Annotated in this window: 14 protein-coding genes; all 14 read left to right on the forward strand. The window is 59.0% G+C overall.

Annotated elements, in window-relative coordinates; genetic code table 11:
* The first annotated feature begins 13 nt into the window (after positions 1 to 13).
* The 14 genes from RBB76_RS20235 (at position 14) to RBB76_RS20300 (ending at position 11,648) form a co-directional block, all read left to right on the forward strand.
* Positions 14 to 853: a TrbG/VirB9 family P-type conjugative transfer protein gene (locus RBB76_RS20235; protein WP_429629507.1), complete on the forward strand. Its 840-nt coding sequence runs from the start codon at positions 14 to 16 to the stop codon at positions 851 to 853.
* 2 nt (positions 854 to 855) lie between these two features.
* Positions 856 to 2,181, forward strand: a complete 1,326-nt coding sequence (locus tag RBB76_RS20240) for a TrbI/VirB10 family protein (RefSeq protein ID WP_429629508.1) — start codon at positions 856 to 858, stop codon at positions 2,179 to 2,181.
* 13 nt (positions 2,182 to 2,194) lie between these two features.
* Positions 2,195 to 2,419 (forward strand): hypothetical protein, encoded by a 225-nt coding sequence (locus RBB76_RS20245; protein WP_429629509.1) that lies wholly within the window; start codon positions 2,195 to 2,197, stop codon positions 2,417 to 2,419.
* A 23-nt stretch (positions 2,420 to 2,442) separates the two neighbouring features.
* The gene (locus RBB76_RS20250; protein ID WP_429629510.1) at positions 2,443 to 3,231 is read left to right on the forward strand and encodes a hypothetical protein; all 789 of its coding nucleotides are present in this window, start codon (positions 2,443 to 2,445) and stop codon (positions 3,229 to 3,231) included.
* A 12-nt stretch (positions 3,232 to 3,243) separates the two neighbouring features.
* Positions 3,244 to 3,513 (forward strand): hypothetical protein, encoded by a 270-nt coding sequence (locus RBB76_RS20255; RefSeq protein ID WP_429629511.1) that lies wholly within the window; start codon positions 3,244 to 3,246, stop codon positions 3,511 to 3,513.
* A gap of 34 nt (positions 3,514 to 3,547) precedes the next feature.
* Positions 3,548 to 4,471: a type IV secretion system protein gene (locus tag RBB76_RS20260; RefSeq protein WP_429629512.1), complete on the forward strand. Its 924-nt coding sequence runs from the start codon at positions 3,548 to 3,550 to the stop codon at positions 4,469 to 4,471.
* 2 nt (positions 4,472 to 4,473) lie between these two features.
* On the forward strand, positions 4,474 to 4,659 hold the full coding sequence (locus RBB76_RS20265) for a hypothetical protein (protein WP_429629513.1): 186 nt from the start codon (positions 4,474 to 4,476) through the stop codon (positions 4,657 to 4,659).
* Positions 4,634 to 5,440 (forward strand): VirB8/TrbF family protein, encoded by an 807-nt coding sequence (locus tag RBB76_RS20270; protein WP_429629514.1) that lies wholly within the window; start codon positions 4,634 to 4,636, stop codon positions 5,438 to 5,440. Before RBB76_RS20265 ends, RBB76_RS20270 begins: the two co-directional genes overlap by 26 nt.
* Positions 5,437 to 6,405: a CpaF family protein gene (locus tag RBB76_RS20275; RefSeq protein ID WP_429629515.1), complete on the forward strand. Its 969-nt coding sequence runs from the start codon at positions 5,437 to 5,439 to the stop codon at positions 6,403 to 6,405. Before RBB76_RS20270 ends, RBB76_RS20275 begins: the two co-directional genes overlap by 4 nt.
* Positions 6,406 to 6,926: 521 nt before the next feature.
* Positions 6,927 to 7,322 (forward strand): single-stranded DNA-binding protein, encoded by a 396-nt coding sequence (locus RBB76_RS20280; RefSeq protein WP_429629516.1) that lies wholly within the window; start codon positions 6,927 to 6,929, stop codon positions 7,320 to 7,322.
* A gap of 66 nt (positions 7,323 to 7,388) precedes the next feature.
* Entirely contained in the window at positions 7,389 to 8,378 is a 990-nt protein-coding gene (locus RBB76_RS20285) for a RepB family DNA primase (RefSeq protein ID WP_429629517.1), read from the forward strand.
* Entirely contained in the window at positions 8,365 to 8,679 is a 315-nt protein-coding gene (locus RBB76_RS20290; protein ID WP_429629518.1) for a hypothetical protein, read from the forward strand. Before RBB76_RS20285 ends, RBB76_RS20290 begins: the two co-directional genes overlap by 14 nt.
* 179 nt (positions 8,680 to 8,858) lie before the next feature.
* Positions 8,859 to 9,257, forward strand: coding sequence for a hypothetical protein (locus RBB76_RS20295; protein ID WP_429629519.1), 399 nt, complete (start codon positions 8,859 to 8,861; stop codon positions 9,255 to 9,257).
* A 3-nt stretch (positions 9,258 to 9,260) separates the two neighbouring features.
* Positions 9,261 to 11,648, forward strand: a complete 2,388-nt coding sequence (locus tag RBB76_RS20300; RefSeq protein WP_429629520.1) for a type IV secretion system DNA-binding domain-containing protein — start codon at positions 9,261 to 9,263, stop codon at positions 11,646 to 11,648.
* Position 11,649 lies beyond the last annotated feature (1 nt).

An 11,649-nucleotide genomic window follows, 5' to 3' on the forward strand; every position in this document is an offset into this window, starting at 1 on the left:
AAGGACCTCACCTGTGAAGCCGCCCATCGTTGTCTTCGTTTCCTTTGGACTCGCCCTTGCAACCGCCTCCGCAAACGCGAGTACGCCGCCCGAACCGCATCGCCTGCAACCGAACGCTCCGCGTTCCGTCACCGTCTCCGAAGCCGAGACGCCCCCGGTGATCCGCGCCGGCCTGCTGCAATCGACGCTCATTCTGCTTCCGGTCGAGGAGAAGATTGCGACCGTCTTCGGTGGAGACACCGTGGACTGGGTGTTCGACGGCGGCCATGTCGCCAGCCGCTTTATCAGCGTGAAGCCAAAACTGGCGAACACGACCACGGACATCCACATCGTCTCCGACCACGGCAACGAATACACGTTGCAGCTTCAGGAGATCTCCGGTGACGCGGACGCGCACTTCGACTCCAAAGTGTTCATCGTCCCCGGAGACAAGGCGGCAAAGGACCGACTCACGGACATGCCGGTCTTCGTCCCCGCCGCGGAGCTGGATAAGGCCAAGCAGGAGGCCGTCGCTGCAAAGGCCGCACAGACCGCCGAAGTGAAGGCGGAGGAAAGCAAAGCCGAGACCTATCGGAACCAGTATCCCGGCAGCTTGCACTTCGATTACAGCTGGGACCAAAAGAAGGGTAAGCAACTCGGCCTGCAACAGATTTGGCACGACGACAAGTTCACTTACCTGCGCGGCCAGTTCCAGGAGACCCCGGCGCTGTACGAACTGAAGGACAAGAAGGGGTCGCTCATCAACTTTGACTACAACGCCGGCCTGTACACGGTGCCCAAGCAACTCGATAACGGGTATCTCACCATCGGCAAGCAAAAGGTGGAGTTCCACCGCATCGACGGGAAGGAGTAACCATGCCCGAGACGAATCCAAATCAGCCCGCAACCGTCCCGCAGCAGCCAGAGGCAACATCACCGTTGAAGAAGAGCACTCCAGTCATCGTCGCGTTGATCGCCATCGTTGCCCTCATCGGTATAGCGAACCTCTCCAGTCTGGTCAGCGGCAACAAGAAGGCCGCGCCAGCCAGTGCGCTGCCCATGCGGCCTGCGTCGGCGAATCCGCAGCAGGTGAACAGCTTCGAGTCGCAGCAGCAGATGCAGGCGCGACGCGACGCCGACGACCGCCAGCACCAGCAGGAGCTTGCTGCCTTGCAGCAGCAACTCCAGGCCGAACAGGCTGTACCTGGCCCTGAAGCTGCCGGAACCGCTCCGATGACCGCCGCGCAGCGCAATGCGATCTATGGCGACAGTCCCAATGCGCCCAAGCAGACCTCCAATGTCTCTCAGGCGCAGGCCGAGACCAAGCAGAAGGCGTTGGTGCGGGAAAAGCTGCATCAGGACGCTCTCAGCAGCGATACCGTTGCCATCGACTTCGCGCACCCAGCCGCGCCGACCGGTGCGCCCACCCAAACTACCGCTGTGTTGGGCGAACGCGAGGAGCTGACCCCGAAGTCCTCCACGGAGACCGTTGCATCGTCCGCTCCCGATGCTGGGGACGGTAGAAAGCAGCCGAACGCGCAGACCGCAGCGGATCAGCAGCCAAAGAGTAACGGTAAGACCGATCCAATGACCGGCTACGACTTCGATGGCTATCAGGGACGGCTCTACCGCGTCTTCGAGGGAACGGTACTTGAGGGGGTTGTCACCAATCACATTGACGGCGGGTTGAGTGGGCCGATCCTCATCATGCTCACGACCGACTACTACTCGCACGACCACCAGCAACTCCTCATGCCGCAAGGAACGCGGCTCATTGGGAACGTGCAGAGCGTGGGCAACGCCCAGCAGAGGAAGATGTTCGTAACCTTCCATCGTGCCGTGTGCCCGGATGGTTTCTCGCTCGACTTCGACAAGTACATCGGGCTCGACCCTCTGGGAACGACCGGCCTTGCGACGAATGTAGATCACGGCTATCTCCAGGCGTTCGCCGCTGCCGCAGCGGTTGGCGGGTTGGGCGGACTCGCGCAGATCGGGAACAACGGGAGTGTCCTGTCGCCGTCCACGGAGATACGCAACGGCATCTCCGGGCAGTCTGCCACGGAGGGCGAGCAGGTGCTCAACCACTTCCTCAACCGCCTGCCCATCATCACCCTCAAGGAAGGCTCTCGCGCCCGCGTCTACATCGGCCGGGACATCCTCATTCCGTCCTACGCAGAGCATCGCGTCGATCCCACGCTGTGACATGGAGAACCCGATGAGGCTCCGCCTTTCAAACCGTCGTCTCTCCTTCGCCTGTGTGCCCTGTTTCGCCGCAACGCTTGCATTTGGCATGGTGCGATTTGCAAGAACGGATGCTGCCGACACGTTGGAGAGGGCAGTTCGGTTCTACGGCGACATTCCAGACCGAATTGGTGACGCCGTCACGAACCTCAAAATGCTTCCGGAGCGGATGGACCCAACCTGCTCTGAGTGCCGCTAACCCTTAACCCTTCAGGAGTCGTTATGAACTTCAACATCAAAAAGCACCGTAAGTATCTACTTGCAGGTGGACTGCTCTTAGCCACGGCTACGCCGGGTTTTGCGCTCTTCGGAATCGGCGACATCGTCTTCGATCCCACGAGCTATGCCAGTCTTGTGTCCCAGCTCACCACGCTGGAGTCGCAATACAGCATGCTCAAGAACAATGTCACCCATTTCTCGCTCAAGCAGCAGTGGCAGACGACGCTCAATGCGCTCAAGAACGCGAACGTGGCAAATATGTTCGGCGAGACGGCAGGAGTCAACATCGCTCTCAACAGCAATTCGCCGAGTGCATCGCTTACAGCATGGAAGACGGCGACCGTTCCGGTCAGCACTGGGACCAGCACCTACCTGCAAGGGCAGACGGTTGGCAACAGCGCGCAGCTTTCGCAGCTCGCCATGATCGAGATGTCCGACTCAGTATCGCCGGACTGCCTCACGGCGGTTGGACAGTATCGTGCCGGGCGCAGCCAGAACGGTACAGCCAGCAGCTCTCTCACGCAGCAGCAGTTCGATACAACGTCAGCGACGAACAGCGAGGTCCAGCAGTTGAACCTTCTGAACGCCGCTCAAGCCCAACAGTTGACCGAGATGCAGTCGCAGGCCGCCATGCACGTCTGCCTTGCTTCTCAGATGACTGTCGCCAACATGCAGCAACGCAATGCCGCAGCCCAGGATTTGAATACGGCGGCGGCTGTGCAACAGCAACGCTCGACGAATGACACCAGTGCGGCCAATGAAGGCAGCACCTGGACGACCTACCTACCCTGATCCGGAGAAGAAATGCTTACAGCAATTAATACGAAGATTCTCCTTGCAATCCTTGCGGCACTGACCGTCATAGGCGGTGCCGCGATTTATCAACGCGATCAGGCGGCAAAGACAGCGGCAGCCACCGCCAAAGCAGCCGAGATCCTTCAGATTCAAAAGGACGACAACGACTACCTGAAGCAGGAAAACGAGGCCCTTCGCAAGCAGGTCGAGGCGGACAAGAAGCGGCACAGTTCAGCCGCTGTCCATGAAGGCAAGACCTGGAAGACCTATATCCCATAACCCCAGACTGAAGCCCAGAGAGAGAGCACCCGTCATGTCTTCCATTGTGTTGTTAGCCCAGGCCCTTCCGAGCGCAAGTTCCGGCGTTGATTGGCTGTACCAGTTCACCAACAATCTGACCAACCTGACGACACAGAACGGCGGGGCTCTGACTCAGCTCGGGATGACCGAATTAGCCTGCATTTCTTTCTTTATGCTCGTCAGCATGGTCGTGAACTGGCAGACCTCGACGATGACGTTTCGTCTGCATCATCACCCGATTCAAGCGGGCGACCTGACCAAGTTCCTGCTTCAGCTCATCATCTGCTGCCTCTTGGAGACTTACTGGGTCAATCCGTTCCCCGGCGCGAGCTTCGGCATCAACCACTTCTTTTCTTACATCGCCCAGGCGATGGTTGCGGCCTTCGATCAGAGTTCATTGGACTCCCTCTTGCACTTGCTCAAGACCGCCGGCGACCAGACGCAGATGCCGTCATTTACGGCGCCGGTTCAGATCCTCTGCTACTTTCTCGTTCAGGTCCTTCTTGGGCTGGCCTCTGCCATCCTCTTCCTAATAAATTGCAGCGCCTTTATCCTCTATGGTGTGACGGCTCTCTTTGGACCGATCTTCGTCCCGTTGCTGATGACGAGGACCTTCCGAGCGAAGTTCTTTCACTTCCTCGATGTGCTTATCGGCTTCGCGATGATTCGGGCTGTAGCGGCAGCCTTCATCTTCGTGTGGGCCGGGTTCCTGAACGGCTTCATCCAGCAGACCTTCAACGGCAACTATTCGATGGAAATGTGGCTCGCCAACCTAATCCCCTGCGTCATGGTTTTCATCGCTTTCATCATCAACATGCTCTTCATTCCGAGCATGACTCAAGCGATATTCGGCGGAGCGGCGGGGATGGCATCCAATGCGACGAGCACGGTGGGCGCATTGATAGGCGGTGCCGCCATCAAAGGAGCAGGAGCTTAGATATGTGGTCATTTCTCGCGGCTTTACTTATTGGAAGGGCAACCGGCGGTTGGCGATACATGCGAGCCGCACTCCTAATCACCCTGATCGGTTGCGTGATCGTAGGCCTCATCTACGCAGTCGTCATTTTCAACGCAGTCGGAACGACGCCGGAGGAGCATCATGTCCAGCACCACTCTACCCATTGAAACCCGGCTAACTCCGGCTCAATCGTTGCTCGCAGATGAGATCGGGAACGAGGTTTATGCCTCCCACTATGCCGAACGGAAGCTCGGCCGGTTCGTCATCGGAACTGAGACGGTTCTCCTGCTGGGAGCCTTCGGACTTATCTTCTCTCTGGCGCACCGTCCGATTGCAAATCGCTACATCCGTATCGACGAGATGGGACGCGCCCAGGCCATCGCCTATACCGACCTAAACTACAGTCCCCGCGAGGGCGAGGTGCGGACGTATCTGACGGATTGGGCGAACTATCGCTACACCCTCAGCCGGGACACCATTGCTAAGAAATATCCGCTCAACTACTACTTTCTATCTCAGAACCTCGCCTCGCAGTTGATGACGGCTGACAACCAAAGTCACCTTGTCTCTCAGGTGGTGGGTGGCCAGGTCGAGCAGAGCGATGTGGAGGTCAAGAACGTCACCATTACCTCCATGTCCGATGAGACAGTCCAGGGCGCAACCATCGCCCGTGGAACGGCGCTCGTCACCATCGACAAGCTCTACTCCCCGCGGAACTCGCGGGAGCCGAGAACGGAGCACTGGCTCCTGAGTGTCACCTACTACTTGAATCCTAAGCAGGTGAGCGACCAGGCCCGTGTCTTCCCACAGTTCGAGACGATCAATCCGCTCGGATTGACCATCACGGAGTTCCACGAGAACCGGATGTCCGTCGATCCCATCGTGCCCGGTGCCACCACGCCTGCCGCGTCGCTTGCACCGCAGCCGACACCAGGGGAAACGAGATGAGCTACCAACTCATTCTGCCCTTCTTCCCGGAGGAGCTGCGGGAACTATTGCTCGACCCGTCCATCTCGGACTTGATGATTAATGGAACGACCGGTGTGTATGCGGATCGGGACGGGGTAGTGCAGCATATTCCGCTGTCGCAGCCGTATACCAACGACCGGCTGCAGGCCGCGATCGAGCGCGTCGCGCGCATTCTGGGCCGGGATCTCACGACCCAGAATCCGATCCTCAATACCCGCCTGCCGGACGGCTCCCGTGTCGCCGTAGTTGGAGCGCCATCGTCGATCAACGGCCCGACGCTGACGATTCGCAAGTTCAACCGCTGGTACACGTCCGATGAGCTGATCGACTCCGGCAGTTTGCCGAAGCACGTTCGGGACACGGTTGTTGAGCTGATCGGCAAGAAGAAGAACGGCATCATCAGCGGCGGGACCGGCTCTGGGAAAACGACCCTAATGAAGGCGTTTCTTGACCACATACCGGAGAACGAACGGCTGCTCATCATCGAACAACCAGCGGAGCTGAAGGTTGCCCACAAGAATGCTGTTCGCTGGGAGGCTATCGAAGAGATTCCAGGGCAGGTTGCGATAACGCCGAGCGAGTTGCTTGCCGCCGCGCTCCGCCATCGTCCCGACCGCATCATCATGGGCGAGATTCGCAATGAATGCGGCTACGACCTGCTCCAGGCGATGAACACCGGACACGGCGGAACGCTCTCTACGATCCACGCAAAGTCCGCGTGGGATGCGCTCAACCGTCTCTCGAATCTTGCTCTCAGTGCCAGGCCGAATCTCAACCACGCTTTCATGCGGTCTGAGACCGCAGAAGCCATCGACTTCGTGCTCTATTGCGAGCGCGACCAGACAGGCCGGCGTCGCGTGCGCGAGTTGATTACAGTCACCGGCTACAGCCATGCAGACCAGAGCTTCCAGACTGAGGAGGTCTACCGCGCCTCCGCAGCCTAACGCCCAGTCCAAACGCTAGAGAACCCAACCCGAATTCGAGGTCTTCCCGATGCACCATCATGCTCCCAATCCGGCTGCACAGCCCCACCTGTCTCTAAACGCCTTCAGCGTGCCGTTCCTGAGCCGCGAAGAGCGCTACGGCAGTGGCGAGAGGCCGTCCTTCCACGGAACTCTAGCCAGCAGTAATGAGCTGCGGCTTGGACGAACATCCTCAGCCGTGAAGCGAGAGAGTGACTTCGGTCCAGTGGGAGTCTTCCGTTCCGTATCCCGCCTTTGCACGGTCACTGCTTCGGGGCCAAACCGGCGCCCTGCGGCTCGGCGTCGTTCTGCTTTGGCTTTGCCACCCTTTCAGGGTCTCGGTTCCTCCCAGAACAAGTTTGTAAACGCGCGGCAAATGCGCCGCACAAACTTTTTCCGGGGCCCCGCCAAGAAAGCACTCCTTGGCACTTGGGAGCCGGGCCCACTTCGCTTATTAGTGACCCGAGCAAGATCGGGAAATTCAACAAAACGGAGATACCACCATGTACCAGAACAAAGTCACCCTCATCGGCTTCCTCGGCAACGACGCAGAAGTTCGCACCAATGACAATCGCAGCTTCACAACTCTCTCGCTGGCAACCAAGAGTTCCTACAAAAAGGACGGCCAGTATATCTCGCACACTGAATGGCACCGTTGCGTGATCTTCGGCAAGCTCTCGGAGTTCGCCGGCACGCTGAAGAAGGGCGCTCATCTGCAGGTGGAAGGCGAGCTGCGCAGCCGGGAGTACGAGACCAAGAAGGTCGGCAAGAAGCCAGCCTTGAAGAAGACCATCTGGGAGATCCGGGTGAACTCGATTCTTAAGCTGGACCGGGCGGAGAAGGCAAGCCCGGAAGAGCAGGAGACCGAACCTCAACTCCCTCTGGAAGCGGCCGCATAAGCCGCTTTCCTTCCATCAACTCGGGAGCCCGGTTGACGCCGGGCTTCCAACCCTGTGAGACACCCGATGAACACTACGATGACCCACGACTTTCTAACCCGATGCTTCCTTCCTGGAGAGACCGTTGCGGTGCTCCTCCGCAAGGAGAATCCCGCATCGACGAACCAGCGCATCGTGCGGCTTGAGCAGGTGCTATCCCCTCGCTATCTCGCATGGTTGAGGTACGAGAACCACAACGGCGCGAACGTCTATGTCGCTGCCAATCCGCTTCTGCCCGGCAGCCGTAAACGGATGAAGGACTGCATTGCGACAGTTCGTCACCTCTACCTCGACATCGACGTGGACGGCGAGAACAGAATCGCTGCGCTCAGGGAGTCGGAAAACGTACCTGTTCCGACCGTGATCCTCTCGACATCGCCGGACAAGTATCAGGTGCTTTGGAGGGTCGAAGGCTTCGACTTCGACCAGCAGGAAGGCACGTTGAAGCTGCTCGCCATCGCCTTCGGCGGTGACTCCGCTTGCACCGACCGCAACCGGGTTCTTCGTGTGCCGGGATTCCGCAACTGCAAGTACGATTCCGCTCACCTCGTCACAGTCGAATACCCCTGCAATGCGATCTATCATCCCGACGATTTTCGACTGAAGGATTTGTTGTTGGATTCCGTGCTTCCGCTTCGCGGGGCCGCACGGACATACCCAACAAGCAAGGACACCCATTCTGAGCAGGATTGGGCGTGGGTTATACGGCAGCTTTCGCTCGGAGAGGATGCCGCGAAGCTCACGCTCGTGCTCGCTTCCCGGCGGTCAGATAAGCCGAATCCTCTCTACTACGCGCAACGCACCATCGACATCGCTTCCGCTCGCCTTTCGTTGCTCGACGGCATGGCGATCGAGGACGTAATCGCCATGCTGGAACGCCGCCGTTCCACCGAGCTTCCGCTTGCTCTTGGCTCCACCAGAGCGCGGGAGATTACGGCCACAGCGCAGCGGATGATTACTCGCCAAAGGTTTGCTTCAATTCACCACCCAAAGGAGAACCACAATGCCACTGCTTGAAGTCGTCCAAACCCGTCAGATCAGCGCCTCGATTCGCCTCACTGACTCCACCGCAACCCAAGTCGATCAATATGCCGCCTTCATCCGGGCTTGCGCTGACGATGTAGTCGAACAAGCCCTCGCCTATGTCTTCAGCAAGGATCGTGACTTCCAAGACTTCCTCAAGACCCCGGAGGCCCGGAAGGTCGCTTCGACGTTGCGGATTCGGAAAGTCCCGGCTTCCGAGGCTTCTGTGCCGGCAGCTCAGAAGCCTCTTCCAGCACCCGTTGCCGCTCCTGTATCGCAGGCGAAAAGCGCATGATCCTCCATTTCATTCCGGGGCAGAGCCACTGCGGTGCTTCGCACCGGAAGAATGTTGACACTCCATCCCTCGAAGGGTGTCGTTATAGCAGGAAGTGGATTCCTATAGGAATCCGCCCTCGATTCAAGCACTTACCGGGTGTTGGATTCCTATAGGAATCCGGCATCTCCGAGGTATTTATGAGCCTTACAGCGTCTCCCGTCAGCTTTGACCTCAGCACCCGGCTTCGCCGCTCGCGCGGGCGCAGCGGCAGGGTGTTTTCCATCAATTCCAAGCTCACAGAACCAGAACTGCGGTTGCTTGAGAACGCCGCGGCAAACAACGGAAAAGCGGTGAGCGAGTGGGCGCGCGAGGTTCTGATCGAAGCCGCCCAGCGCGCCGGACCTGACGTGATTCTGGTGGAGCTGGTCGCCACGCGCATGTTGCTGGTCAACATGCTGAAGATGATCGGACAGACCCGCGCCCTGCCGGAAGCCGAGTACACGAAAATCCACGCGGAAGTGCAGAAGGTGAAACGCCGGATCGCCCGCGAGCTTGCAGAGCAAACACAGCGGTTGAACACCACAAAGGAGAGATAGACCATGGCAGCCACCTGGGGCAGAAAAGAAACCCTCATCACACCGCCGACCGTGCCGGTGTATACCTTTTCGGCTTTTGCATTGGCGCTCATGTGCCTCTGCTTTTTCGCGTGGCAGAGGGTCGCGTTTGCCATGCCGATCATGCAGCGGAGCTACTTGACGGAATACGTACGCGCGGCCGTTGGCTCGGCCTTACATCAGGCCGGCGAATACCGGCTGTTTTATCTCTACGGAGCGACGAAGAGGCAGCCGCGTCTTGCCTTTCCAATTGATTTTGAGGAAGGGCAAACGACGCTTCCGAACGGGAAGAAAGTGCCCGTCCAGCTCACTGCGCTGCCGCAGGCAGAGGGCTATCGGTCGTTCGGGCGGAGCCTTCCGCAGAAGTTCCAGGACGCCTCGGTGTACCGTTGGCTCCGCCTCACGTTTTACAAGGACCAGAGTATTCCCCGCTTGTTCCTACTGAGCTACATCGAGGCTGGTGTACCGCTCGTCGTCATGCTCTGGTTTGCCGTCCCAGCCGATATCAAGCGGCTCAAAGTTCTGAAGTACGGCCGCGTCCTCCGTGGCCCCGAAATGATGAGCCCCCGCGAGTTCCACCGTGCCGTCATGTGCGAGTTCTGGCGTCATCCACTGGGCGAGTTCCGTGCATGGAGAGCCAGTAAGAAGGGCGGCAACCAAGCCCATCTGGGACTCGGTTTCAAGACCACGGAGATGACCGGGCTGATGCGGATTCCGCCCGGCAAAGAGTCCCAGCACTTCCAGATGATGGGCGATACCGGTGCAGGCAAGACGACCCTCATCATGCAGCTACTTCGGCAGATTCGGGACCGTGGCGACGTGGCCATTGTGTATGACCCGGCCTCGGAGTTCGTGCAGCGATTCTACGACAAAAATCGCGGCGACATCATCCTCAATCCGCTCGACGCGCGGTGCCCGTTCTGGTCGCCCGCCATGGAGATCGAGAGCAACCAGGAGGCCACGACTATCTCCGACTCGCTGTACCAGCCATCGGGCGGCAGCTCCAACAGTTCGAACAAGGAGTTTTTCTACCGGACGCCCGCTCAAATCTTCGCTCACTTGCTCCGCGAAGGGCCGACGCCGCACACGCTGGCGGAGTGGATGGCCGATGAAAGTTTCCTGCAAAAGAAGGTCAAGGGAACGGAGATGGCGTTCTATATCGACCGCAAGGCGGGCCCCCAGGCGGCGGGTGTTCTGGCCAGTCTCGGGCTTGTTGCGCAGAGCCTCCGATTGCTCCCGAGGAAGGAAGAAACCACGTCGACTTGGAACGCGACGGATTGGGCCAAGAAGCGCGAGGGCTGGATTTTTATCACTTCCAAGAAGTCCCAGCGCGAGGTGCTGCGACCTCTCATCTCGCTCTGGATCGACATCCTCGTGATGCGCTTGATGGAGATTCCCAAGCCGGGGCAAAAGCAGGTCTGGTTTGTCATCGACGAGCTCGCCAGCTTGCAGAAACTACCCCAGCTCCACAGCGCCATGACCGAGAGCCGGAAATCGAAAAATCCGCTCGTGGTGGGCTTCCAGGGCCGCGCCCAACTGGAGGACATCTACGGCAAGATCGCCGAGGTCATGTTAAGTCAGCCTGCCACCAAAATCTTCATGAAGACTACGGAGGGCAAAGCCGCCGAATGGATCTCCGATACGCTCGGCAAGGTCGAGATCGAGCGTCTGAAGGAGACGCACTTCGACGGCTCCCGCGCAGGCAAGAACTACACCATCGACAGGCAGATTGAGCCGCTGGTCATGGCATCCGAGATCTCCGGGCTGGAGGACCGCCGCGCGTATCTCAAGCTCGGCAACCGGATCGCTCGGTTCGACTTCGAGTACCACGGCCTTCCGACGGTGACGGAAGCTTTTATTCCTCGCGAAAACGCCGACGACAAGCTGAAGTTTGATCGCCGTACCCTTGAGCCTGTGACACCGGTAGCATCCTCAGCTGCGCTCGAACCACCGACGCAGACAGCGACGCCGACCGAGCGCAAAGCGGACCCCAAAGACGCGCAGGAACCCAAGCAAAAAGGTGGAGCGCAGTACCGGCGCGCCCTGACGCTCTGGGACGGACCCGAGGATAAGGTGAAGTCGCACCTCACCAGCATAGCTGCCAGAGCTACCCAGTTTCTTGAAGAGCTGGAACAGTTCAGGGAATCCCTGGACGAGCAGGGCCGCGACTTCTCGGAAAACGAGTTGAAGGCAGTCAGGGAGGAGTGGGCCGACATCGTCAAGCGGGCCGAAGAGCAACCGGAGCAGACCGCTTCAGACCCGATCATGCTCACGGATTTAGACCCTTACCTTATGCCCCTGCACGATAATCAGCACCATGCCCATATCCTGCCGCCTCACGATGACAAGCAGTTCAGCCTCTCTTTGGAGTAGC

The sequence above is a fragment of the Tunturiibacter psychrotolerans genome, from assembly GCF_051013365.1.
In the GTDB taxonomy this organism is placed as follows: domain Bacteria; phylum Acidobacteriota; class Terriglobia; order Terriglobales; family Acidobacteriaceae; genus Edaphobacter; species Edaphobacter psychrotolerans_A.

Excerpts from the sequence above, each read along its gene's own strand:
- RBB76_RS20270 (WP_429629514.1), top strand. The coding sequence starts at position 4,634 with ATGTCCAGCACCACTCTACCCATTGAAACCCGGCTAACTCCGGCTCAA.
- RBB76_RS20275 (WP_429629515.1), top strand. The coding sequence starts at position 5,437 with ATGAGCTACCAACTCATTCTGCCCTTCTTCCCGGAGGAGCTGCGGGAA.
- RBB76_RS20265 (WP_429629513.1), top strand. The coding sequence starts at position 4,474 with ATGTGGTCATTTCTCGCGGCTTTACTTATTGGAAGGGCAACCGGCGGT.
- RBB76_RS20285 (WP_429629517.1), top strand. The coding sequence starts at position 7,389 with ATGAACACTACGATGACCCACGACTTTCTAACCCGATGCTTCCTTCCT.
- RBB76_RS20295 (WP_429629519.1), top strand. The coding sequence starts at position 8,859 with ATGAGCCTTACAGCGTCTCCCGTCAGCTTTGACCTCAGCACCCGGCTT.
- RBB76_RS20280 (WP_429629516.1), top strand. The coding sequence starts at position 6,927 with ATGTACCAGAACAAAGTCACCCTCATCGGCTTCCTCGGCAACGACGCA.
- RBB76_RS20245 (WP_429629509.1), top strand. The coding sequence starts at position 2,195 with ATGAGGCTCCGCCTTTCAAACCGTCGTCTCTCCTTCGCCTGTGTGCCC.
- RBB76_RS20240 (WP_429629508.1), top strand. The coding sequence starts at position 856 with ATGCCCGAGACGAATCCAAATCAGCCCGCAACCGTCCCGCAGCAGCCA.
- RBB76_RS20290 (WP_429629518.1), top strand. The coding sequence starts at position 8,365 with ATGCCACTGCTTGAAGTCGTCCAAACCCGTCAGATCAGCGCCTCGATT.
- RBB76_RS20260 (WP_429629512.1), top strand. The coding sequence starts at position 3,548 with ATGTCTTCCATTGTGTTGTTAGCCCAGGCCCTTCCGAGCGCAAGTTCC.
- RBB76_RS20300 (WP_429629520.1), top strand. The coding sequence starts at position 9,261 with ATGGCAGCCACCTGGGGCAGAAAAGAAACCCTCATCACACCGCCGACC.
- RBB76_RS20255 (WP_429629511.1), top strand. The coding sequence starts at position 3,244 with ATGCTTACAGCAATTAATACGAAGATTCTCCTTGCAATCCTTGCGGCA.
- RBB76_RS20250 (WP_429629510.1), top strand. The coding sequence starts at position 2,443 with ATGAACTTCAACATCAAAAAGCACCGTAAGTATCTACTTGCAGGTGGA.